The 21,900-nt window shown below is 71.0% G+C and carries 19 protein-coding genes and 2 pseudogenes; 5 read left to right on the forward strand and 16 right to left on the reverse strand.

Features of this window, described 5'->3' with window-relative positions:
- Nucleotides 1-47 precede the first annotated feature (47 nt).
- The 4 genes from OG798_RS17670 to OG798_RS17685 all read right to left on the reverse strand — a co-directional run bounded on the left by OG798_RS17670 (nucleotide 48) and on the right by OG798_RS17685 (nucleotide 3,973).
- Nucleotides 48-1,076, reverse strand: a complete 1,029-nt coding sequence (locus tag OG798_RS17670; RefSeq protein ID WP_095855129.1) for a 6-phosphofructokinase — start codon at nucleotides 1,074-1,076, stop codon at nucleotides 48-50.
- A 167-nt stretch (nucleotides 1,077-1,243) separates the two neighbouring features.
- The gene (locus OG798_RS17675; RefSeq protein WP_095858139.1) at nucleotides 1,244-1,891 is read right to left on the reverse strand and encodes a response regulator; all 648 of its coding nucleotides are present in this window, start codon (nucleotides 1,889-1,891) and stop codon (nucleotides 1,244-1,246) included.
- A 41-nt stretch (nucleotides 1,892-1,932) separates the two neighbouring features.
- Entirely contained in the window at nucleotides 1,933-3,168 is a 1,236-nt protein-coding gene (gene macS, locus OG798_RS17680) for a MacS family sensor histidine kinase (RefSeq protein ID WP_095858138.1), read from the reverse strand.
- Between the two features lie 34 nt (nucleotides 3,169-3,202).
- Nucleotides 3,203-3,973: a lysophospholipid acyltransferase family protein gene (locus OG798_RS17685; RefSeq protein ID WP_095858137.1), complete on the reverse strand. Its 771-nt coding sequence runs from the start codon at nucleotides 3,971-3,973 to the stop codon at nucleotides 3,203-3,205.
- Between the two features lie 155 nt (nucleotides 3,974-4,128).
- Here OG798_RS17685 and OG798_RS17690 point away from each other — a divergent pair, with 155 nt between their 5' ends.
- Both OG798_RS17690 and OG798_RS17695 read left to right on the forward strand, forming a co-directional pair.
- A complete protein-coding gene (locus tag OG798_RS17690; RefSeq protein ID WP_121416412.1) occupies nucleotides 4,129-4,938 on the forward strand; it encodes an alpha/beta hydrolase in 810 nt (269 codons plus the stop codon).
- Nucleotides 4,931-5,617, forward strand: a complete 687-nt coding sequence (locus OG798_RS17695) for a hypothetical protein (protein WP_095855127.1) — start codon at nucleotides 4,931-4,933, stop codon at nucleotides 5,615-5,617. The genes OG798_RS17690 and OG798_RS17695 overlap by 8 nt, the downstream gene beginning before the upstream one ends.
- Before the next feature lie 9 nt (nucleotides 5,618-5,626).
- Here OG798_RS17695 and OG798_RS17700 read toward each other — a convergent pair whose 3' ends face one another.
- From OG798_RS17700 to OG798_RS17725, 6 genes are all read right to left on the reverse strand, one after another.
- Nucleotides 5,627-6,382, reverse strand: a complete 756-nt coding sequence (locus tag OG798_RS17700) for an endonuclease/exonuclease/phosphatase family protein (RefSeq protein WP_121416411.1) — start codon at nucleotides 6,380-6,382, stop codon at nucleotides 5,627-5,629.
- 173 nt (nucleotides 6,383-6,555) lie between these two features.
- Nucleotides 6,556-7,509, reverse strand: a complete 954-nt coding sequence (locus OG798_RS17705; protein ID WP_054231531.1) for an ROK family glucokinase — start codon at nucleotides 7,507-7,509, stop codon at nucleotides 6,556-6,558.
- Between the two features lie 54 nt (nucleotides 7,510-7,563).
- Nucleotides 7,564-8,031: a DUF5304 domain-containing protein gene (locus OG798_RS17710; RefSeq protein ID WP_095855125.1), complete on the reverse strand. Its 468-nt coding sequence runs from the start codon at nucleotides 8,029-8,031 to the stop codon at nucleotides 7,564-7,566.
- A 57-nt stretch (nucleotides 8,032-8,088) separates the two neighbouring features.
- Entirely contained in the window at nucleotides 8,089-9,258 is a 1,170-nt protein-coding gene (locus OG798_RS17715) for an ArsA family ATPase (RefSeq protein WP_121416410.1), read from the reverse strand.
- A gap of 200 nt (nucleotides 9,259-9,458) precedes the next feature.
- Nucleotides 9,459-9,905 carry an SRPBCC family protein gene (locus OG798_RS17720; protein WP_054231534.1) on the reverse strand — a complete coding sequence of 149 codons (447 nt, stop codon included), beginning with the start codon at nucleotides 9,903-9,905 and terminating at the stop codon, nucleotides 9,459-9,461.
- Between the two features lie 107 nt (nucleotides 9,906-10,012).
- Nucleotides 10,013-10,810, reverse strand: coding sequence for a metallophosphoesterase family protein (locus OG798_RS17725; RefSeq protein ID WP_095855123.1), 798 nt, complete (start codon nucleotides 10,808-10,810; stop codon nucleotides 10,013-10,015).
- Nucleotides 10,811-11,123: 313 nt separating this feature from the next.
- Between OG798_RS17725 and OG798_RS17730 the strand changes: the two genes are divergently transcribed.
- The gene (locus OG798_RS17730; RefSeq protein ID WP_267061532.1) at nucleotides 11,124-12,920 is read left to right on the forward strand and encodes an AMP-dependent synthetase/ligase; all 1,797 of its coding nucleotides are present in this window, start codon (nucleotides 11,124-11,126) and stop codon (nucleotides 12,918-12,920) included.
- Between the two features lie 19 nt (nucleotides 12,921-12,939).
- Here OG798_RS17730 and OG798_RS17735 read toward each other — a convergent pair whose 3' ends face one another.
- Both OG798_RS17735 and OG798_RS17740 read right to left on the reverse strand, forming a co-directional pair.
- Complete coding sequence (locus OG798_RS17735) at nucleotides 12,940-14,523, reverse strand: GMC oxidoreductase (protein WP_121416408.1); 1,584 nt, start codon at nucleotides 14,521-14,523, stop codon at nucleotides 12,940-12,942.
- A 190-nt stretch (nucleotides 14,524-14,713) separates the two neighbouring features.
- Nucleotides 14,714-15,856: a glycosyltransferase family 4 protein gene (locus tag OG798_RS17740; RefSeq protein ID WP_095858136.1), complete on the reverse strand. Its 1,143-nt coding sequence runs from the start codon at nucleotides 15,854-15,856 to the stop codon at nucleotides 14,714-14,716.
- 225 nt (nucleotides 15,857-16,081) lie between these two features.
- Here OG798_RS17740 and OG798_RS17745 point away from each other — a divergent pair, with 225 nt between their 5' ends.
- Nucleotides 16,082-17,314, forward strand: coding sequence for a glycosyltransferase family 87 protein (locus OG798_RS17745; RefSeq protein ID WP_095855120.1), 1,233 nt, complete (start codon nucleotides 16,082-16,084; stop codon nucleotides 17,312-17,314).
- On the opposite strand, the pseudogene OG798_RS17750 reads toward OG798_RS17745, so the two are convergent.
- Nucleotides 17,275-18,047 (reverse strand): annotated as a pseudogene (locus OG798_RS17750) (MATE family efflux transporter); the annotation flags it as partial. The gene OG798_RS17745 and the pseudogene OG798_RS17750 overlap by 40 nt on opposite strands.
- On the opposite strand from OG798_RS17750, the pseudogene OG798_RS17755 reads away from it, so the two are divergent.
- A pseudogene (locus OG798_RS17755) lies at nucleotides 18,031-18,159 on the forward strand (PadR family transcriptional regulator); the annotation flags it as partial. The pseudogenes OG798_RS17750 and OG798_RS17755 overlap by 17 nt on opposite strands.
- A 1-nt stretch (nucleotide 18,160) precedes the next feature.
- Here the strand turns inward: OG798_RS17755 and OG798_RS17760 are convergent.
- From OG798_RS17760 to OG798_RS17770, 3 genes are all read right to left on the reverse strand, one after another.
- Complete coding sequence (locus OG798_RS17760) at nucleotides 18,161-19,357, reverse strand: hypothetical protein (RefSeq protein ID WP_097226171.1); 1,197 nt, start codon at nucleotides 19,355-19,357, stop codon at nucleotides 18,161-18,163.
- Between the two features lie 48 nt (nucleotides 19,358-19,405).
- Nucleotides 19,406-20,437, reverse strand: a complete 1,032-nt coding sequence (locus OG798_RS17765) for a C40 family peptidase (RefSeq protein WP_097226170.1) — start codon at nucleotides 20,435-20,437, stop codon at nucleotides 19,406-19,408.
- A gap of 234 nt (nucleotides 20,438-20,671) precedes the next feature.
- Nucleotides 20,672-21,712 carry a C40 family peptidase gene (locus OG798_RS17770; RefSeq protein ID WP_095855117.1) on the reverse strand — a complete coding sequence of 347 codons (1,041 nt, stop codon included), beginning with the start codon at nucleotides 21,710-21,712 and terminating at the stop codon, nucleotides 20,672-20,674.
- Nucleotides 21,713-21,900: the final 188 nt, after the last annotated feature.

A 21,900-nucleotide genomic window follows, 5' to 3' on the forward strand; every position in this document is an offset into this window, starting at 1 on the left:
GTGTCGGGAGGCCCGTGCGGCCGACGGGATCGCGGGGAGGGAGAACGTCAGCCGAAGAAGACCCCGACCTCCTCGTACAGCTTCGGGTCGACCGTCTTCAGCTTGGCCGTGGCATCCGCGATCGGGACCCGGACGATGTCCGTGCCGCGCAGGGCGACCATCTTGCCGAAGTCGCCGTCACGGACGGCCTCGATGGCGTGCAGTCCGAAGCGGGTGGCGAGCCAGCGGTCGAAGGCACTGGGGGTGCCGCCGCGCTGGATGTGCCCGAGGACCGTGGTGCGGGCCTCCTTGCCGGTGCGCTTCTCGATCTCCTTGGCCAGCCACTCGCCGACCCCGGAGAGGCGTACATGGCCGAAGGAGTCGAGGGACTCGTCCTTCAGGACCATCTGGCCGTCCTTGGGCATCGCGCCCTCGGCGACGACCACGATCGGCGCGTACGAGGCCTTGAACCGCGAGGTCACATAGGCGCACACCTGGTCGACGTCGAAGCGCTGTTCGGGGATGAGGATGACGTTGGCGCCGCCGGCCAGGCCCGAGTGGATGGCGATCCAGCCCGCGTGACGGCCCATCACCTCGCAGACGAGGACGCGCATGTGCGACTCGGCGGTGGTGTGCAGGCGGTCGATCGCCTCGGTGGCGATGCCGACGGCGGTGTCGAAGCCGAAGGTGTAGTCGGTGGCGGACAGGTCGTTGTCGATGGTCTTCGGTACGCCGACGACGGGCACGCCGTACTCGTCGGTGAGACGCGCGGCGACGCCGAGCGTGTCCTCGCCGCCGATCGCGATGAGCGCCTCGACGTCCTGCTTGGCGAGGTTCTCCTTGATGCGGCGGATGCCGTTCTCCTGCTTGAGCGGGTTCGTCCGCGAGGAGCCGAGGATGGTGCCACCGCGCGGCAGGATGCCGCGCACGGCGGGGATGTCCAGCCGGACGGTGTCGTTCTCGAGAGGTCCGCGCCAGCCGTCCCGGAAGCCGACGAAGTCGTATCCGTACTCCTGCACGCCCTTGCGGACGATGCCCCGGATGACGGCGTTGAGTCCGGGGCAGTCGCCGCCTCCGGTCAGTACTCCGACCCGCATGGAAAAGTCCCTTCGCCGCGATTGCCTGAGGAGACTCACGCTAATAGTGATCCAGGTCACTTAGGCATGGGGCGGAAGGGCAATTCCGGTGAATTGTGCGGGTGTTGATCACTCGCCTTCACTCGATGGTGGGTCAACCAGGGTTTACGCCGCCCACTCGTCGGGGTCTACGCCTCGTCGAGACCGCGCTCTATCGCATAGCGCACCAGCTCGACCCGGTTGTGGAGTTGGAGCTTGCCCAGGGTGTTCTGCACATGGTTCTGGACCGTGCGGTGGGAGATGACCAGGCGCTCGGCGATCTGCTTGTAGCTCAGGCCCTTGGCGACCAGGCGCAGCACCTCGGTCTCGCGGTCGGTGAGCTGCGGGGCCTTGGGCTCGTCGGCGCCCGCGGCGGGGACGGGTTCGGAGGCCAGCCGGCGGTACTCGCCGAGGACCAGGCCCGCGAGGCCGGGCGTGAACACCGGGTCGCCGACAGCCGTACGGCGCACCGCGTCGATCAGCTCCTCCGTGGACGCCGACTTCAGCAGATAGCCGGTGGCGCCGGACTTCACCGCCTCCAGGACGTCCGCGTGCTCACCGCTGGCCGACAGGACGAGAACGCGCAGCGCCGGGTTGCTGCCGACCAGTTCCTTGCAGACCTGGACGCCGGGCTTGGCGGGCAGGTTCAGATCGAGCACCAGGACGTCGGGCGCGGCGGCCCGGGCACGGCGCACCGCCTGCTCGCCGTCGCCCGCGGTGGCGACCACGGCGAAACCGGACGCGTCCAGGTCGCGGGCGACCGCGTCGCGCCACATGGGGTGGTCGTCCACCACCATGACCTTGATCGGACCCTGCCCCACCACGTCGGTGACCTCCGTCATCGCTGCTCCGCCTTCCCCCGTGAAACCCTGGAAACCTTCGGTACCTTCAGCTCGACCTCCGTGCCCTGGCCGGGCACCGAGATCAGTTCGGCCGCGCCGCCGAGGTCGCGCAGCCGGCCCCGGATCGACAGGGCCACACCGAGCCGTCCCTCCCCCTCGGCCTGGGCGAGCCGCCCCGCCGGGATGCCCGGGCCCTCGTCGCGTACGGTCACGATCACCTCGTCCGGCTCGTCCTCGACGAGGATCCAGGCCCGGGCGTCCTCGCCGACGTGCTTACGGACATTGTCCAGGGCCGCACCGACAGCGGCGGCCAACTCCCGGGCGGCGGCCGGGGGGAGAGGAACCGGGGCGCCCGGTTCGGAGAAGGTCACGCGCGCGCTCGCGTACGGGGCGAGCAGTGCGCGCAGGTCGACAGGGCCCCGGGAGTCGTGGTCGTCGTCCGGTTCCTCGACGGCCCGTACGACCGCGCCGAGCGCGGCGTCCTCGGACACCCGCGAGACGGGCACCAGGCCGCCCGAGACCAGGGTGCGCAGCGCGACCTCCTGCTCGCCGGCCATCCGGCCCAGCTCCGCGGCCTCGCCGCCGAGCGCGGAGGCCCGTCGCTGCACCATCGCGAGGACCTGCAGGACGCCGTCGTGGATGTCACGGGCGAGACGCTCGCGCTCGCGGGTCGCGGCCTCGATCTCCAGTGCGCGGGCGAGGGTGAGCTCGGAGGCGCGGGCGACCTCGACGACGTATCCGATGGCGATGGAGGCGACCCAGACGAGGATCACGTTGTGGACCGTGTCGCGGGTGGGGGCGCCGCGCTCGACGAGGTTGACGGCCGCCACGAGCGTCGAGGCGAAGGCCGCCCAGCGCCAGCCGCCCTTGATGGCGAAGGCCAGGACGGAGCCCGCGGTCCATATCGACGGGAGTGTGGGGCCGCCGGTCACCACGCGGTGGTGGGTGTCCGCGACGGGCGTGAGCATGATGCCGGTGAGCGCGATGGTCAGGTCGACGGCGAGGAAGCGCTTGGTGCAGCTCACCGCGTTCGCCACCCTGGGCAGGGTGGCGAGCGTCCAGACGAACAGGACCGCGTAGTACCCGATGGCCACCCAGGGGTGGGCGAACTTGCGGAACGCGGTGGCGAAGAGCCCGATCGCGTACAGCATCGTCAGCACGCGGTAGGCGGTGAGCGCACGCCACAGCGGCTGCTCGACCGACATCCTCATGACTCTCTCGCGCTTGGCCATGTCCCCCACCCCCACCGTCCCCCGACGCAAGCGTCTAGGTGCCGGCTCGTCCTTCTTCGGTTTCGGCTTCGGCCGCCTTCGCGGCTTCCTTCAGCGCCTGTTCGGCTTCCTTGAGCGCCTGCTTCTCGGCTTTCGCGGCGTCCGCGATCTGCCGCTTGGCGGCCGTCGCGTAGATGTCGACGTACTCCTGGCCGGAGAGCTTCATGATCTCGTACATGACCTCGTCGGTCACCGCGCGCAGCACGAAGCGGTCGTGCTCCATGCCGTTGTAGCGACTGAAGTCGAGCGGCTTGCCTATGCGGATGCCCGGGCGCATCAGCTTGGGCATCACCTTGCCCGGCGGCTGGATCTTCTCGGTGTCGATCATGGCGACCGGGATGACCGGGGCGCCGGTGGCGAGCGCCACGCGCGCGAGGCCGCCCGGCTTGCCGCGGTACAGCCGCCCGTCGGGCGAGCGCGTGCCCTCCGGGTAGATGCCGAACAGCTCACCGCGCTCGATGACGTCGATGCCGCTCTTGACGGCCGCCTCGCCCGCGCCGCGCGCGCCGGAGCGGTCCACCGGGAGCTGGCCGACGCCCTTGAAGAAGGCGGCGGTCATCCGGCCCTTGACGCCGGGCGTCGTGAAGTACTCGGCCTTCGCGATGAAGGTCACCTTGCGGTCGAGGACCGCGGGCAGGAAGAACGAGTCCGAGAACGACAGATGATTGCTTGCCAGGATGGCGGGGCCCTCGGCGGGAATGTTCTCGAGGCCTTCCACCCAGGGCCTGAAGGCAAGCTTCAGCGGCCCTCCGATGGAAAACTTCATGGCGCCGTAGATCAACCGAATGCCTCCTGTGTCGTCGGTCAGACCTTATCCCGGAGCACTGTCAAAGGCTCCGACGACCCTGGTCGGTGTCAGTGCCGTCGCGTACGGTGAAGTACGCCTCGCATTCCGCCCGTCTGATGAACAGGAGACCGAAGGTGCCGGTCCTTCCTGGAGCCGAGCCGTTCCGCCACGAGGGCGGAGAGGTCGGTGTCCTTCTCTGTCACGGCTTCACCGGTTCCCCGCAGTCGCTGCGCCCCTGGGCGAAGTATCTCGCCGAGCGCGGTCTGACCGTCGCGCTGCCCCTGCTGCCCGGGCACGGCACGCGCTGGGAGGACATGCAGCTCACGGGCTGGCAGGACTGGTACGCGGAGGTGGACCGCGAGCTGCGTGCGCTGCGGGAGCGCTGCGCCCAGGTGTTCGTCTTCGGCCTGTCCATGGGCGCCGCGCTGACCCTGCGGCTCGCCGCGAAGCACGGGGACGAGGTGAGCGGCATCGTCGTCGTCAATCCGGCGAACAAGGTGCACGGGGCGGCGGCCCACGCCCTCCCGGTGCTCCGCCACCTCGTCCGGACGGTGAGCGGCATCACCAGCGACATCGCCAAGGAGGGCGTCTCGGAGGTGGGCTACGACCGGGTGCCCCTGCACGCCGCCCACTCCATGCGGAACTTCTACCGGATGGTCGACGGAGAACTGCCCCAGGTCACCCAGCCGATGCTGCTGCTGCACAGCCCTCAGGACCATGTGGTGCCGCCCGCCGACTCGGCCCGGATCCTGAGCCGGGTGTCGTCCACCGACGTGACGGAGATCCTGCTGGAACAGAGCTACCACGTGGCGACGTTGGACCATGACGCGGACCGGATCTTCGAGGAGAGCTACGCGTTCATCGCCCGGCTCGCGCCCAGTGTCGGCAAGCGGTCCGACACGGGTCAGGTGGGTCAGCAGGAAGGGACGGCCACTGGTGGCTGAGCACGACGCGGAGCGCGGCGAGCCCGACGAGAAGGGCGTACCCGTCGGCGAGCCTCTCGGTGACGAGCAGGGGGTGCCGTTCGACGAGGACGCCGCGTGGCAGGCGATCGTGGCGGGGTACGGCGAGGAACCGCCGGATCCGCCCGGCGCGAAGCCGTTCAAGTCGATCGAGGACCTGGCGCTCCTCGACCCGGTGACGAACGACGCTCCGGGCGGCGGGGACGCACCCGAGAGGCCCGAGAAGGGCAAGAAGAACGGGACCGGCGGGTCCGTCGGGACGAGCGAGAAGGACGGGGCCGGCGACGAGGCGGGGGAGCCGCCCGCTGCGGCGAAGCCCCTCGGCGGCTCCGTCTCCTTCGCGCCCGGTGTCGGCGGCCCGCGCGACTACCAGGCGCCCGAGCCCTCCGAGGACGACTTCGACGGGGACGACGAGGGCCACTTCGTCCCCCCGGAGCCGCCCCCGCTGCCCACCGCGGACACCACGGCCAAGTTCGCCTGGCTCGCCGTCGTCGGTGGCCCGATCGTGCTCCTGCTGACCATCCTGCTCGGCTGGGACATGACGTGGTGGCTCGCCACGGTCGGCATCGGCGGCTTCCTGGGCGGCTTCGCCACCCTCGTGGCGCGCATGAAGACCGACGACGAGGACGAGGACGATCCCGGGCGGGGCGCGGTGGTCTGACGCGGCCGGTTACTCGGCGGGCACTCTGAGGGCGGCCAGCACGGGCAGATGGTCCGTGGCCGCCCTCAGGTCTGTCTCCGTGACCCCGGGGTGGCCGTACGGGACCCCGCAGCCGAGGACCTCGATGCCGCGGGTGGCGAAGATCGCGTCGATGCGCTGGTGGGGGTCGGTGGGCGTCGAGGTGTACTCCGTGCCCCAGGGGGCGGTGGCCCAGCAGTCCTGGAGGTCGGCGGCGAGGCGGGTGAAGGTGGGGCCGTCGGGGCGTTCGTTCAGGTCGCCGCCGGCGAGGGCGTGCGGGGTGCCGAGGGCGGCGAGGCGGTCGAGGAGCAGGCCTCTCTGCGTGTACCGCTCGTCCTTCTGGAGCGAGAGGTGGCAGCTCACCACGCCGAGCCGGGCGGCGCCGAAGCGGACGACCGCGGTGGCGAGGCCGCGGCGGTGCAGGCCGGGGGTGAGGGGCAGCAGGACGTCCTCGGTGCGTTCGACGGTGGCCCGCATCGAGCAGAGGAGCGCGGGGCCCGCGGCGGTCGCGCCGCCGGACAGGATCGTCTGGCCGGACGCGGCCGCGAGCCGGGCCAGCTTCTTGCGCCAGCGGAAGAAGCGGGGGGCTTCCTGGACGAGGACCAGGTCGGGGGCGCAGGCATGGATGACGCGGGCGAGGGCGGTGGTGTCGTCGCGCATCGAGCGGATGTTGTAGCTGAGGACGCGGATGACGGCGGAGCCGTCGGATTCGGTGTGGGAGCGGGGCAGCGGGGTCGTCGTCGCCATGTGGATCAACATACGTGGATGCACCGCTGGGAGGAGACGGAACGCTGCGGGTGGTTTGTCGGCTGCGGGCCGGTGGGGGCTGGTCGCGCAGTTCCCCGCGCCCCTAAAAGACCCCGCCCGCCGCGCCCCTAAAGGGCGCGGCGGGCGGGGTCGTACGAACAGGACACGCGGCGTTACATGATCGGGTCGGGCTCCCTGGCCAGGTCGGCCGCGCCCACCAGGCCCGCCTCGTTGCCGAGCTGGGCGGCGATCACCTCGGCCACCGGGCGCCAGTTGCCGCCGACGAGCCAGCGCTTGTACGACTTGCGGATGGGGTCGAGGACCAGCTCGCCCTCGTCCGAGAGGCCGCCGCCGACGATGAAGGCGGAGGGGTCGAAGAGCGAGGCAAGGTCGGCGAGGCCGGCGCCGGCCCAGCGGGCCAGCTCGCGGTAGGAGTCCACCGCCACCGGGTCGCCCTGGCGTGCGGCCACCGAGATGTGCTTGCCCTCGATGCCGTCGGGGGTGCCGTTGCCCAGCGCGAGCAGGATCTCCGCGTTCTCGGGGGTGGCGTTGGCCCGCTGCTTGGCGTAGCGGACGAGGGCGCGGCCGGAGGCGTACTGCTCCCAGCAGCCCTGCGAGCCGCAGCCGCACAGCAGACCGTCCGGCACCATGCGGATGTGGCCGAACTCGGCGGCCACGCCGAAGTGCCCGCGGCGCAGCTTGTTGCCGATGATGATGCCGCCGCCCAGGCCCGTGCCCAGGGTGATGCAGATGACGTTCCGGTGGCCCTTGCCCGCGCCGAACTTGTACTCGCCCCACGCCGCCGCGTTCGCGTCGTTCTCGACGACGACGGGCAGCCCCACGCGCGCCTCGACCTCGGCCTTGAGCGGCTCCTGCCGCCAGTCGATGTTGGGCGCGAAGTACACGGTCGAGCGCTGGCGGTTCACGTATCCGGCGGCACCGATGCCCACGCCGACGATGTCGTGACCTGCGCGCGCGCCCTCCACCGCGGCGGCGATGGCGTCCACGATGGCCTGCGGCGTGGTGGGGGTCGGCACCTTGTGCGTCGAGAGGATGTTGCCTTCCTCGTCGACCACACCGGCCGCGATCTTCGTGCCGCCGATATCGACGCCGATGGTGAGTCCCATGAATCCCTCAGTTTCGGTCGAGCCCCGCTACGGCCAACCGTACCCGAGCAGCCTTTAGTCCAAGTCAATCCGCTCCCCCGGACCGGTCCCCTCGTCGCGGGGGCCACGCTCCCGGGTGGTCCAGCGTCGTTCCTGGGCCTCGACGGCCGAGCGGTAGGCGGCGAGCAGCTCGCTGCCCGCGGCCGCGAGGTGATCGAAGACATCGGGGTTGCGCTCTATGACCGGTTCGACGGCGGCCTTGGCCTGCTGTACGACCTGGTTGACCATCTGCTGGGCGGTGCCGGAGGCGACCACGCCGAACAGCGGCGAGTTCAGTCCGGACAGCTTGTCGGCGACCGCGTCGACCAGCTTGCGCAGTTCCTCCGCGGCCGAGCCGGGCGGCGGACCGTACTGGGCGCGGCGCCGGGCCTTCTCCGCCGCGAGGTCCTCGGCGCACGCCTTCGCCCATGCGTCGGCGTCGCTCGTGCGCGCTTCGTCGTTCGCCTCCTGAGCGGCGTCGGACGTGGGGCGCTCTTCGCTCATGGCGGACTCCTGCCTATGGTTCTTCCTTTCGACGGTACCCGAACGGGGGTACGCCGTTCACCGTGTCCGGGGCCACAGATCCGGGTCCGGCGCGAAACGCACCCTGAGTTCCCCCTCGCGCAGGGCGGCGCCGGCCACGGTGCAGCGGCGCAGCGCGGACGGCAGCGGCACGATCCTGCGGAACTGGCCCACGGTGACGACGAGTTCGTCGCCCCGGCGGATCAGGTCCAGTTCCTCGCGTATCGCGCCGGGCAGCGGGATGTGCCATACGAGGACGCCGTCGTCGGCGAGGTGGTCGAGAACGGGCCACTCGACCGGGTTCGGCGCCCGGTTGACGCCGGGCACGGGGAGCGCGCCGAGGTCGTCGGTGCCGCGCGGGTCGCGGCCGAGGTGCGGGACCTCGTGGACGGTGTACGTCTCCTGCCACTCGTCCAGCGCCTTGCGCTGCTGGGCGGCGAGGGCGCCCAGCCAGGCGTCCGCGCTGGCGGCGGGCAGTACCCGGTTGGCGACCAGCGCGTCGACGCGCAGCCCGTGCAGGGCGAGGGCGGTGATGGCGGCGTGCACGGCGTCGGTGCCGGCCGGACCCGGCTCGGCGACCAGCCGTACGGTCGTGGCGCGGTCCTCGACGACCGCCGCGACGGCGGCCAGCTCGATGTCCCAGCGTGCCGCCGTCTCGTACAGCCACTCGGCGGGCATCGGGACGCCCGCGAGGCGGCCGAGGACGGGGCGCAGGGCGCGGGCCGCCTGGCGCTCCGGCGGGAGCAGCCGGCGCAGATAGCGGCGCAGCTCCTCCGGGAGGGCGAGGAGGGCGAGTGCCTGGGGGGTCGGCGGGAGGTCCACGACCAGCAGGTCGTACGTCTGCGAGGTCGCCGCGTCGCGCAGGGCGCGCAGCAGGGCGAGTTCCTCGGCGCCGGGCAGGGGGGTGAGTTCCTCGGCGTCCAGGCGGGCGGCGCCGAGCAGGTCCAGGGCGGTGGTCGCGCGGTCCTGGAAGGCGGTGAGGTCCTCACGGAAGCGGGCGTTGGCGTCGGGGCGCCAGGTCGTGAGGTGGGGCGCGGTGTCGGTGGGTTCCGCGCCGGTGGGCACGCCGAGGACGGCGCCGAGGGTGTCGGTGCGGTCGGCGGTGAGCAGGAGGGTACGGGTGCCCTCGCGGGCGGCCTTCAGCGCGGTGGCGGCCGCGACCGTCGTACGGCCCGTGCCGCCCTGGCCTGTGATCAGGATGGTGCGCATTGCATGAACGCTACCTGCGTCGAGCGCCCCCGCCGCCCCTGCCCTCCCCAAGCTCTCGGCTTCGCTCGAGCAAGGGGACCCCCATCATCCTCAACCTGGGGGCTGCGCCCCCAGACCCCCGGGCGGGTGTGTCACCTGCGGGTGAGTGGGGGCTGGTCGCGCAGTTCCCCGCGCCCCCGAGGGGCGGGGCGGAGCGGGGATCAGCCCGCCTCGCCCGACTCCACCCGCTTCTTCAGACCTGCCAGTGCCCGGTCGATGATGACCTTCTCGGCCTTGCGCTTGATCATGCCCAGCATGGGGATCTTGACGTCGACCGTGAGCCGGTAGGTGACCTCGGTGGCGCCGGCGCCCGCGGGCTTGAGGATGTACGAGCCGTCCAGGGAGCGGAGCATCTGGGACTTGACCAGGGTCCAGGAGACCTCGTGGTCGCCGGTCCAGGTGTACCCCAGGGTCTGGTCGTCCTTGATCGCACCGGCGTCCATGACGAGGCGTACCTGCTCGGCGCGGCCCTGCCCGTCCGTGGCGAGTACCTCCGCCTCCTTCACCTCTCCCGTCCAGTCCGGGTAGCGGGCGAAGTCGGCGATGACCGCCATGACATCAGCCGGTGCCGCCTCGATCGTGATGCTCGAGCTGGTGTGTTCCGCCATCGCGGTGGCTCCTCCAGATGCGGTCCGGTGAGGGAGGGTGGTACGCACGTGTGTGCAGCGTGAAGGCTACCGCGCGCCCGCCGAACCATCGCCACCCCACCTGCTGTTCACCACTCCAGGACCCACGGGCGGCCCGACGCCGCGAAATGGCCGACGTTCACGCACTCGGTCGTCCCGATCCGCATCCGGCGCGCGAGCGGCTGGTGGACATGGCCGAAGAGGGAGTAACGGGGACGGATGCGGCGGATCGCGTCCAGGAGGGCACGGGAGCCGCGTTCGAAGCGGCGCGCCACCGTGTCGTAGACCAGCTCCGGTACGTCCGGCGGGATGTGCGTGCACAGCACGTCGACCTCGCCGACCGCCTCGATCTTCGCCGCGTACTCCTCGTCGTCGATCTCGTAGGGCGTCCGCATGGGGGTGCGCAGCCCCCCGCCGACGAAGCCGAAGACCCGGCCGCCGATCTCCACCCGCTCACCGTCGAGGACCGTCGTGCCGGGTCCGGCGTACTCCGCCCACAACGGGGGCATGTCGACATTGCCGTAGGTGGCGTACGTCGGTGTCGGGAACGCGGCGAACAGCTCGGCGTACTGCTTGCGCACCGCCTTCTCGATGGCCACGGAATGATCCATCCCGATCTCGTCCCACAGCCGCCGCCCGAACTCCCGCGCCTCGGCGAAGCGGCGGGCGGTGCGCAGCTCGACGAGCCGGTCGGCGTTCTCGGCGCCGAAGAGGTCGGGGAAGATGCCGCGCGCGTGGTCGGCGTAGTCGAGGAAGAGCACCAGGTCACCGAGGCACACCAGGGCGTCCGCGCCGTCGCCGGCCCGGGCCAGGTCGCGCGCGTTGCCGTGCACGTCACTGACCACATGAATGCGCGTTCTGCGGTTACCGCCTGGTGTGGGTGCCATGACGATCAAGCGTAGGCGTGTGGGGCAAACGTGAATAGAGGCGGTCGGACCTGCGGTTACTGGCATGGCAAGAAGAGCGTGGACTACTGTGCGCGAAGGAACGCCATCCGGTGCGACGCGCCAACCTGTGTGACGCAGGGAACATCTCGGTAAGACCCCCTATCGAAAAAGCCGTACCGGTGGGTAACGTCCGGGCAGTCCAGTCGTACTCAGGATTTCAACAATGATGTTCCTGGGTACCTGCCCGAGCCTTGGACCGCTCCGTCGCATCACACACCGTCGTGGCGTCGGCGCCCTATGAGGAGCAGCAGTCTTGCGCGAGTTCAGCCTTCCGGCTTTGTACGAGGTCCCTGCGGACGGAAATCTGACCGACATCGTCCGCAGAAACGCCGCGCAGCATCCCGACGTCGCCGTCATCGCCCGCAAGGTGGGCGGCACGTGGACGGACGTCACCGCCACCACCTTCCTCGCCGAGGTGCGGTCCGCGGCCAAGGGCCTGATCGCCTCGGGCGTACAGCCCGGCGACCGGGTCGCCCTGATGTCCCGTACCCGCTACGAGTGGACACTGCTCGACTTCGCGATCTGGAGCGCGGGCGCGATCACCGTGCCGGTGTACGAGACCAGCTCGGCCGAGCAGGTGCAGTGGATACTCGGCGACTCGGGCGCGAGCGCCTGCATCGTCGAGCTGGACACGCACGCGGCCTCCGTGGAGTCGGTGCGCGACCGGCTGCCCGCCCTCAAGCACGTCTGGCAGATCGAGGCCGGCGGGGTGGAGGAACTGGGGCGCGCGGGCCAGGACGTCAGCGACGCCACCGTCGAGGAGCGCAGCTCGCTCGCCAAGGCGGACGACCCGGCGACCATCGTCTACACGAGCGGTACGACCGGCCGTCCCAAGGGCTGTGTCCTCACCCACCGCGCCTTCTTCGCGGAGTGCGGCAACATCGTGGAGCGGCTGCGCCCCCTGTTCCGTACGGGCGAGTGTTCCGTCCTCCTCTTCCTGCCGCTCGCGCACGTCTTCGGACGGCTGGTGCAGGTCGCGCCGATGATGGCGCCGATCAAGCTGGGCTGCGTCCCGGACATCAAGCACCTCACCGACGAGCTGGCCGCGTTCCGGCCGACGCTGATCCTCGGTGTGCCGCGGGTCTTCGAGAAGGTCTACAACTCGGCGCGCGCCAAGGCGCAGGCGGACGGCAAGGGCAAGATCTTCGACAAGGCGGCGGACACGGCGATCGCCTACAGCCGCGCCCTGGACACCCCCTCCGGCCCGTCGCTCGGCCTGAAGATCAAGTACAAGACGTTCGACAAGCTCGTCTACAGCAAGCTGCGCGCGGTGCTGGGCGGTCGCGGTGAGTACGCGATCTCCGGCGGCGCCCCGCTCGGCGAGCGTCTGGGCCACTTCTTCCGCGGCATCGGCTTCACGGTCCTGGAGGGCTACGGTCTCACCGAGTCCTGCGCGGCCACCGCCTTCAACCCCTGGGACCGTACGAAGATCGGTACGGTCGGCCAGCCGCTGCCCGGCTCCGTGATCCGGATCGCCGACGACGGCGAGGTGCTGCTGCACGGCGAGCACCTGTTCAAGGAGTACTGGAACAACGAGGCCGCGACCGCCGAGGCGCTCGCGGACGGCTGGTTCCACACGGGTGACATCGGCACCCTCGACGAGGACGGCTACCTCCGTATCACCGGCCGCAAGAAGGAGATCATCGTCACCGCGGGCGGCAAGAACGTCGCCCCGGCCGTGATCGAGGACCGCATCCGCGCGCACGCGCTGGTCGCGGAGTGCATGGTGGTCGGCGACGGGCGCCCGTTCATCGGCGCGCTGGTCACCGTCGACGAGGAGTTCCTGGGCCGCTGGGCCGAGGAGCACGGCAAGCCGGCGGGTTCCACCGCGGCGTCGCTGCGCGAGGACCCGGATCTGATCGCTGCGATCCAGGACGCGGTCGACGACGGCAACGCCGCGGTGTCGAAGGCGGAATCGGTGCGGAAGTTCCGCATTCTGTCCTCCCAGTTCTCGGAGGAGTCGGGCCACCTCACGCCGTCCCTGAAGCTCAAGCGCAACGTGGTGGCGAAGGACTACGCGGACGAGATCGAGGCCATCTACCGGGGCTGACGGCCCGATCGAGCGGTTCTCATGGCGCGGTGTCCTCGGCGAGGATCCGCGCCATTCCGCGTTCCGCGAGCGCGGTGATCGTGACGAACGGGTTCACCCCGATCGAGCCCGGCACGAGCGAGCCGTCGGTGATGTACAGGTGCGGGTACCCCTTGACCCGGCCGTAGTTGTCCGTGGCCTTGCCCAGTACGCAGCCGCCCAGCGGGTGGTAGCAGAAGTCGTCGGCGAAGGTCTTGTTGTTGCCGAAGAGGTCGTAGCGGTAGATCGTCGCGTTGGCCGAGTTGATCCGGTCGAAGAGCTTCTTGGCCATGCTCACGGAGACCGCGCTCTGGGCGGCGGTCCAGCCGAGCTTGGCGGAGTCCGTCGCCGCGTCGTACGTGAAGGACGCGCGCTGCGGGTTCTTGGTGATCGCCAGGTAGAGGCTGATCCAGTGTTCCAACCCCATGGGCAGCGGGGCGATTTCGGCGAAGACGGGGTTGGCGGTGTTGGCCCAGTCGTCGATGCCCATGACCGGCATCGTCGACTGGTTCGCCCCGACCGTGTCCCAGATGTGGTTGGCGCGGCCCGTCATCACGTTGCCGTTCGTGCCCCAGCCGGTGCCGACGCTCGCGTCCAGGGCCGGCAGCGTGCCCGTCTCCCGGGCCCGGACGAGGAGTTCGGTGGTGCCGAGGCTGCCGCCGCCCAGGAAGAGGTACGTGCAGCTGTACTGCTTGGTCTCCACGACCGCGCCGGTGGTGTCGATCCGGTCGGCGGTCAGGGTGTACGTGCCGTCCGTGGCCCTGCTGATCGCCCGGACCTTCTCCAGGGTGTGGATGGTGACGTTGCCGGTGCCGAGCGCTGCCGCGAGGTAGGTCTTGTCGAGGCTCTTCTTGCCGTAGTTGTTGCCGTAGATGACCTCGGCGGCGAGTGCGGACTTGGTGGCGGTGCCGGCCGCCTCGCGCTGCATGTAGGTGAAGTCGTAGACGTTCGGGACGAAGGTCGTCTTCAGACCGGCGTTGGCGGCGGCCTTACGGGAGGTGCGGGTGAACTGGTACCACTCCGTGGACTCGAACCAGCTGGGGTCGACCGTGTTGACGCCGAGCATGGTGCGGGCCCGCGGGAAGTAGGTGTTGTACATCTCGGTGGCGTCGACCGTGGGGAACTGCTCGGCGAAGTAGGACTGGAGGGGCGTGACGGCCATTCCGCCGTTGACCAGCGAGCCGCCGCCGACGCCTCGGCCGACGTAGACCGACATGTTGTCGTAGTGGACCCGGTCCAGGACTCCCGGGGAGAGGCCGATGTCCTTGTTGACGACGTCCAGCCACAGGAAGGTGGCGAGCGGGGCCTCGGTGCGGGTGCGGAACCACATCGAGCGCTCGTCGGGGGCGGCGGTGGAACAGAAGACCTTGCCGTCGGAGCCGGCGGTGTTCCAGAGCTTGCCCATCTCTATGACGAGGGTGCGGATGCCGGCCTGGCCGAGGCGGAGGGCGGCCACGGCGGCGCCGTAGCCCGATCCGATGACGATGGCGGGCGCGGTGTCGACCGCGGCGGGCTCCGCCGCGTGGGCGGACTGGAGGCCCACGCGGGTGAGGCCGGCGGCGGCGGCCGTCTGGAGGGCGACCATGCCCAGGATCTGGCGTCTCGTCAAGTGACGGTTTGTTAGCTGACGGTTACTCATCTGATGATGAGTCAGTTTTTCTGTCATGAGCGCAGCATCGGCGGATTATTTGCTTCCGCCTAGGGTTTTTGCCGGGATTTCAGAGGGCGTCGCGGTGAGTGGGGAGAGCGCGGGGTGTTTGTGACCGGTCGCGCACCTAGAGCAACTCTTTCAGGCTCTCCGCCAGCAGGTCCCAGCGCCATTTCTGCTCCACCCACTCCCGTCCCCGTTCGCCCATGTGGCGGCGGAGTTCGGGGTCGGCGAGCAGGGTGATGATGCGGTCGGCGGAGTCGTCCGGGCAGTCGCCTCGGACAACCCAGCCCGTTTCGCCGTCGAGGACCGCGTCGGGGGCGCCGCCCGAGTCGCCCGCGACGACCGGCAGGCCCGTCGCGGAGGCCTCCAGGTAGACGATGCCCAGGCCCTCGACGTCGAGGCCGCCCCGGCGGGTGCGGCAGGGCATCGCGAAGACGTCGCCCGCGCCGTAGTGGGCCGGCAGCTCCGACCAGGGGACCGCGCCGGTGAAGCGGACCGCGGCGGCGACCCCGGTGTCGTACGCCAGCTTGCGCAGGTCCTGCTCGTACGGCCCGCCACCGACGATCAGCAGCACCGCCTCCGGCTCCTTGGCGAGGATGCGGGGCATGGCGAGGATCAGCGTGTCCTGGCCCTTGCGCGGGACCAGACGGGAGACACAGACCACCACCGGGCGGTCGGTGAGGCCGAGGCGGGCGCGGACCGCGTCGCCGCCCGAGCCGGGGTGGAAGGTCTTCTCGTCGACCCCCGGAGGCAGCTGAACCATGCGGGAGGCGGCCTCGGGCGTCAGCGCGGACGCGATGCGCGAGCGCGTGTACTCGCCGAGGTAGGTGATCGTGTCCGTGGACTCGCCGATACGGCGCAGCAGCTGCCGTGCGGCGGGCAGCTGGGCCCAGCCCGCCTCGTGGCCGTGCGTGGTGGCCACCAGGCGCTCGGCACCCGCCCTGCGCAGCGCGGGCGCCATCAGGCCGAGCGGAGCCGCCGCCCCGAACCACACCGACGTACAGCCGTGCTCGCGCAGCAGCCCGACGGCGCGCCGGGTGGCGCCCGGTGTGGGCAGCAGCATCGTCGTACGGTCCCGGACGACGGTGAAGGGCTGCTCGGCGTCGAAGTCGGCCGTCGCCTCGACGCCCTCCCGGCTCCGCTTCCACGTGGATGCGTAGACTACGAACCGCTCGGGGTCCAGTCGCAGCGCCATGTTGTGCAGGAACGCCTGGATGCCGCCGGGGCGGGGCGGGAAGTCGTTGGTAACGATCAAGGTCTTGTGCATCGCGTTCGACACTACCGAAACCTTCGAATCCCCACGCGAGCGGTCCACAGCGGCGAAGCTGTATTCCACCGGTGGTCACAGCTCCGTACGGCCGCACTTCACGGGCCTCGCACAGCCCCGCACGTCATCATGTTTCCGCACCCGCACGACCGCGCTATGTCACCACCGCACGACCGCACCACCGCACGACCGCAAAGACAGCCGACGAACGAGGGCCAGGTGAGCATGAAGGGCACACGGGGGGAAGGGGTTCCGTACGCGTTGCTGGGAACCTGGGGCCTGACCAGGCTTCTGCTTCTGCTCTTCGTCTCCAAGGTGTTCGTCTTCCCGGGACCGGACGTCACGAGTGACGTCTCGGTGATCTACCAGGGCTGGTACGAGATCCTGCGCACCGGCACCTTCCCGCTCGACGACGTGACCTGGCAGTACCCGCCGGCCGCCGCGCTCGCGATCCTCTCCCCCGGGCTGCTGCCCTTCCTCGACTACGCGCACGCCTTCTTCCTGCTGGCCTTCGTCGCCGACCTGGTGGTGTACGCACTGCTCCACTACGCGGGCCGGCGCCCCGGCAAGACGCTGCGCGGCGCCTGGGTGTGGGTGATCGGCGTCCCGCTGCTCGGACCGACCGTCTACGCCCGCTACGACGTGATGGTGACGGCCGTGGCGGTCGCGGCGCTGCTCGCGGGAGCCCGCCATCCGCGGGTGATGGGCGCTCTCGTGGGCTTCGGGGCGCTGGTGAAGGTGTGGCCGGCGCTCCTGCTCCTGGGGGCCGTGAAGCGGCGCGCGTGGGCCGCGGCGGCGGTGACCGCGGGCGGGATCGCGGTGCTGTTCGGGCTGTCGATGCCCGGCGCCTTCTCCTTCCTGACCTTCCAGCGCGACCGGGGCACCGAGGTGGAGTCGCTGGGCTCCCTCGTCTTCCATGTGGGCCGGCACTTCGGCTGGGACGGTCAGGTGCTGCTCAACTACGGCTCGGTGGAGTTCCTCGGCCCGTACGTCGACGTGGTGAGCAGGCTGGCCCTGGCGCTCACCGCGATCGCCTTCGCCTGGCTGCTGCTGTGGCGGCTGCGCGCCCAGCGCTTCTCGCCGCACACGCTCGCCGACGCCGCGTTCGTGGCGGTGCTGATGTTCACGGCCACCAGCCGGGTCATCAGCCCGCAGTACATGGTGTGGCTGGTCGGGATCGGCGCGGTCTGCCTGTGCTTCCGGGGCAGCCGGATGACCCTGCCGGTCGGGCTGGTGCTGGCCGCGTGCTTCGTGACCGTCCTGGAGTTCCCGATCTGGTTCTCGCACGTCGTGGGCAGCGACCGGCTGGGCATCACCCTGCTCTTCCTGCGCAACGGTCTGCTGGTGATCGCGGCCCTGCTCGCCGCGCTCGAACTGTGGTGGAGCACGGTGTCCGACCCGGCCCCGACCCTGCCCACTCAGGCCACCCGCAGCAAGGAGCGCCTGAGCTCCCCCTGACGGCGGCGGGCGCGGGCGAGAAGCAGTCCGACGGCCGTGCACTGCACCGCCATGGACAGCGCCGGCGCCAGGCAGATCCCGGGCAGCCCGAGCCCCGACATGGCGTACGCCAGAGGCAGCTGGACCGCGGCGCCGAGCAGGGTCACCCGCAAAGCAACAACGGGGCTCCCCCGCTCCCCTCGAAGACCCCGCCCAACGCGATGAAGCAGGCCATCAGCAGCAGGTACGGGCCGACGCAGCGCAGGAACAGCACGCCGTCGCGGGCGACCGCGTCCCCGGCTCCGAAGGCCCGCATGATCCAGGGGGCGAACGCGCCGAGCAGGACGGCCGCCACCAGGCCCACCGCCCCGGAGACGACCACCGCCTGCCGCCCGATCGCGCCCCGCTCGTCCCGGCCGGCGCCCCGGGTGTGCGCGGTGTGGATCGAGGCGGCCTGCCGCACCGCGTAGAAGGCCATGGTCGCGACGTACAGGACCTTGTAGGCGAGGGAGTACGCGGCCACGGCCGTCACCCCGAGCCGGGCCACGATCGCGACCAGGACCAGCGCCCCGCCCTGGCGCACGGTGAAGTCGGCGGACATGGGCGGCCCGGTCCGCAGGGTGCGGCGCAGCGCGGGGCCGGTGGGCTCGGCGGGGCGGACGACCGCGGCCTCGCGCAGCGACGCGTTGCGGCGCACGGCGCGCAGGCCGGCGGCGAGGGCCACACAGCGGCACAGGACCGTACGGGCGGAGGAGGCCGGCGACCTGTTCCGGCAGGGGATGCTGCGGGTGGCGCGGGCGACGGGCGAGGCGGAGCGGGGGTGGCTCGCCGAGGCCATCGCCCGACTGGACACGGCGACGGGCTGATTCAGCCGAGCTGCGCCTTCAGGTACGCCTGCCACTGCTGCGTGAACTTCTCCGGCGTCGTGTGCAGTACGTCCCGCAGCGCGCCCTCGACGGCCCCCGGCCGCTTCTTGTGGTCGCCGACGGCCCGGTAGAACTCGTTCAGCCGGACCTCGCCCCAGTGATCGGCGATCAGCCTGCAGGCCATCCAGCCGCCCTCGTACGCCCGCGCCAGCCGTGCCGCGTCCCCGGCGAACCCGAAGTCCTTGTCGTCCGGCAGCGCGGCCGGTACGTGCCCGTCCAGCACCGCCCGCTCCAGCTCCGGCGCCGCCTGCGTCGCCGTACGGCCGCTGCCGCGATAGCCGACCCAGTCCGCGAAGCCCTCGGAGAGCCACAGGGGTGTGGCGGCGGTGGTGTGGGCACGGGTGGCCACGTGCGTCGTCTCGTGGGTGAGCACGACCTGCTTCCCGAAGTCGCCGAGGAGGCCGTACGCATCGGGGTTGACGATGATCCGGTCCGCGGGCGCCCTGGCCGTCCCTCCCGCCTCTCCCGTGGTGACCGCCGCGATCCCCCGGTACCCGGACGCGGGCGCCCCGAGCAGCCCCGCCATGCCCTCCAGCGACTTCGGTACGAGGACGACGACGTGCCCCGTCCAGTCCGCGCCCCAGGCGTCCGTCACGGCGGGCACGGCGCGGTCCGCGAGCCCGGCGTACGCCCGCAGCCGCTCACCGGACTGCCCGACCCCCAGGACGAGGCTGTGCGCGCCCCGTACCACCGTCACCGCCCCCTGCTCCCACAGCTGCTGACTGGCCCGCTCGGCGGGCACGTCGGAGGCGACCCGCCAGGTCCCGCCGTCGCGGACCAGGCGCAGGGTGCGGGCCGCCGTGACGGGCGCCCTGTCGTAGCCCTCGATGCGGTAGCGCAGCTCGGCGCCCGCGGTGGCGCGGTCGCCTGAGCGGTGCAGGTCCGTCAGGCGGTACGACCAGGCGGCCAGCGGGACCGCGCGCAGCCGGGTGAACTCCGCGGTCGAGCCGGACGGTTCCTCCGTGGCCCGGTACGCCGACTCGTTCCGGTCCAGGACCGCGGCCGCCCGCCGGTCGAGGACCCGCTGCACATCGGCGGACGCGGTGTCCGGGGACGGCCCGCCGCCGCAGCCCACCAACACGGCGAGCAGCAGCACCAGGGAGCACCCCGCCCGCGACGCACGCCTTCGACCAGCCACGTTCCCGATCGTACGGCGCCCGGGTCGTACGGCGCCCGGGCGCGGGGGTCAGACCCGCGTCACGGACGAGATGGGCATCATGCCCACCGGGTCGTAGCGCACCGGCGCACCTGGGTAGGGCGCGTGGATCACCTGACCGTTGCCCACGTACATCGCGACATGACTCGCGTCGGAACGGTAGGTGACGAGGTCGCCGGGCTGCGCCTGGGAGAGCGACACCTGCCGTCCGGCGTAGCGCTGTTCCTGGGAGGTGCGCGGCAGACCGATGCCCGCCTGCCGGTACGACCACTGCATGAGACCCGAACAGTCGAATCCGCCGGGCCCGTTGGCGCCCCACATGTAGGGGCGGCCGAGTGCGGAGCGGGCCGCGGCGAGGGCGGCGGCGGCGCGCCCCGAGGCGGGCGTGACACTGCCGAGTTCGGGCAGGTCGGAGCGTCCGGAGCGGGAGGCCCGGTCGTAGGCGGCGCGCTCGGCGGACGGCAGCGAGTTGAGCAGTATGCGCGCCTTGGCGAGCTTCCGTTCGACGGTCCGCTTGTGCCGGGCGGCGGCCTTGGTGCTCTTCTCCAGCTCGGCGAGTTCGGCGGTCGCCTCCTCGCGCTCCTGGGCGAGGTCGCGCATGGCGAGCTGGAGGTCCTTGAGTTCGCCCGCCTGGTGGGCGTTGATCCGGTCGAGCGCGGCGGCCTTGTCGAGGTACTCGGCGGGGCTGTCGGAGAAGAGCAGCGCCAGGGAGGGGTCGAGGCCGCCCGCGCGGTACTGGGCCCCGGCGAGCGAACCGAGCGCGTCCCGCATGGTGTTGATGCGCTCCTGCTGCCGGGCGATGCGGTCCTGTGCCGTGCGCACCTCTTTGCGCAGGACTCCCGCGCTCTCATCGGCCTTGTTGAACGCCTCGGTTGCCTTCTCCGCCTGGGTGTACAGGCGGTCCACCTCGGCCCGGGTGTCGTCCTTCGGTGCTGCGGCGGCCGGTACGGCCCCGAGGGCGGCGGCCGCGACGGACATCACGGTCACGGCGATGCCGGCGATGCCCGCGGCGCTGACGCCCCGGTCGAACCCGGACGGTGGACGGCGGCGATGGGACCCCACGAGTAGCCGCTCTCCCTTCCGCTGACGGTCCCCCGGAGTTGGGGGAAACGCGCCAGACAGTAGCCGTGCGACCACGCACCGACCAAAGACCTCCAGGGGCGCACAACGCGGCGCCCCGCCGGAGACGCAGGTCACCGACGGGGCGGGGGGTCAGCGGGAGCTACCGCGATTCGCCCGTTCGGGCGGCATGTCGAGGGGGCCTCGAAAGGATCTCGGAGGGTTCGGGGAGCCGGATCAGACCCGGACGCCGAACTGGAACGCTCCACCGATGGTGCTCATCGACTCGTAGCGCACGACGGTTCCGGTGCGCGGGGCGTGCAGCACCTGGCCGTTGCCCGCGTAGAGGCCGACGTGGTGCAGGTCGCCGAAGAAGAAGACCAGGTCGCCGACCTGCAGATCGCTCTGCGAGTAGATGCGGGTGCCTATGGTCGCCTGCGACTCCGAGGTGCGCGGGATGGAGACACCGGCCTGGGCGTACGCCCACGAGGTGAAGCCCGAGCAGTCGAAGGAGCTGGGGCCGGAGGCGCCGTAGACGTACGGCGAGCCGATCTTGGTCTGTCCGGCGGAGAACGCGGCACCGGCGCGCCCGGACGCGGGTGTACCGGGGTCGCCGAGAACGGTGCGCTCGCTGGCGCGAGTGGCGCGGGACTGCTGCGCGTCCAGAGCCGCCTTCTCCTTGGCCGTCAGGGAGTTGAGGAGCTTCTGCGCCGCGGCGAGCTTGGTCTGAACCGTCTTCTTCTGCTTGGCCAGTTCCGTACGGGTGTCGGCGAGGTCCTTGAGCTTCGCAGAGGCTTCCTGCCGCTGCTGGGCGAGCGAACGCTGCTTCTCCTGGACCTTCTTCAGCGCCTCGACCTGCTGACTGCTCAGCTGGTCCATCGCGGACGCCTTGTCCAGGTAGTCGTCCGGGTCCGAGGAGAGGAACAGTGCCACGGAGGGGTCGATGCCGCCGGTGCGGTACTGGGCGCTGGCCATCGAACCGAGTCCGTCGCGCAGGGCGTTGAGCTCGTCCTGGCCGCGGGCCACGTTGTCCTGCAGGGTGCTGATTTCCTTCTCCAGCTTGTCCTGCTTCTCCTTGGCCCCGTCGAGCTTCTCGGTGGCCTGCTCGGTCTCCTCGTAAAGCTTGTCGACCTTGCTCTTGACCTCGTCCTTGCTCGGCTTCTCGCTGGGCGCGGCGTTGGCGGCGTTGGCGCTGAGGACAACGGCAGCGGCTGCGGCGGTGGTGAGCACGGTCACACGGGTGCGGCTCGGCTGCTTGGGTCGACGGTGGGACGCCACGAAGGCGAGCTCCTTCTTCCTCCAGCCGCCTGCCGAGACGCCGACGGGCGGTGTCCCCCCACCGTCACTCCCAATGAGTGATCACCCGAGTGGAGGTTCGAGCCCCGACCCTAGTGACCTTCCTGTGATCAGTTCAAATCCAAACCTGAAAATTCTTAGTCACCCAGCGCATTCTTTGCACTCAACTC

The organism is Streptomyces sp. NBC_00271 (assembly GCF_036178845.1).
In the GTDB taxonomy this organism is placed as follows: domain Bacteria; phylum Actinomycetota; class Actinomycetes; order Streptomycetales; family Streptomycetaceae; genus Streptomyces.

Excerpts from the sequence above, each read along its gene's own strand:
- OG798_RS17710 (WP_095855125.1), bottom strand. The coding sequence starts at position 8,031 with ATGAGCGAAGAGCGCCCCACGTCCGACGCCGCTCAGGAGGCGAACGAC.
- macS (WP_095858138.1), bottom strand. The coding sequence starts at position 3,168 with ATGGCCAAGCGCGAGAGAGTCATGAGGATGTCGGTCGAGCAGCCGCTG.
- OG798_RS17745 (WP_095855120.1), top strand. The coding sequence starts at position 16,082 with ATGAAGGGCACACGGGGGGAAGGGGTTCCGTACGCGTTGCTGGGAACC.
- OG798_RS17675 (WP_095858139.1), bottom strand. The coding sequence starts at position 1,891 with ATGGTGGTGGACGACCACCCCATGTGGCGCGACGCGGTCGCCCGCGAC.
- OG798_RS17740 (WP_095858136.1), bottom strand. The coding sequence starts at position 15,856 with ATGCACAAGACCTTGATCGTTACCAACGACTTCCCGCCCCGCCCCGGC.
- OG798_RS17725 (WP_095855123.1), bottom strand. The coding sequence starts at position 10,810 with ATGGCACCCACACCAGGCGGTAACCGCAGAACGCGCATTCATGTGGTC.
- OG798_RS17720 (WP_054231534.1), bottom strand. The coding sequence starts at position 9,905 with ATGGCGGAACACACCAGCTCGAGCATCACGATCGAGGCGGCACCGGCT.
- OG798_RS17700 (WP_121416411.1), bottom strand. The coding sequence starts at position 6,382 with ATGGCGACGACGACCCCGCTGCCCCGCTCCCACACCGAATCCGACGGC.
- OG798_RS17715 (WP_121416410.1), bottom strand. The coding sequence starts at position 9,258 with ATGCGCACCATCCTGATCACAGGCCAGGGCGGCACGGGCCGTACGACG.
- OG798_RS17670 (WP_095855129.1), bottom strand. The coding sequence starts at position 1,076 with ATGCGGGTCGGAGTACTGACCGGAGGCGGCGACTGCCCCGGACTCAAC.
- OG798_RS17735 (WP_121416408.1), bottom strand. The coding sequence starts at position 14,523 with ATGGTCGCCCTCCAGACGGCCGCCGCCGCCGGCCTCACCCGCGTGGGC.
- OG798_RS17705 (WP_054231531.1), bottom strand. The coding sequence starts at position 7,509 with ATGGGACTCACCATCGGCGTCGATATCGGCGGCACGAAGATCGCGGCC.
- OG798_RS17685 (WP_095858137.1), bottom strand. The coding sequence starts at position 3,973 with ATGAAGTTTTCCATCGGAGGGCCGCTGAAGCTTGCCTTCAGGCCCTGG.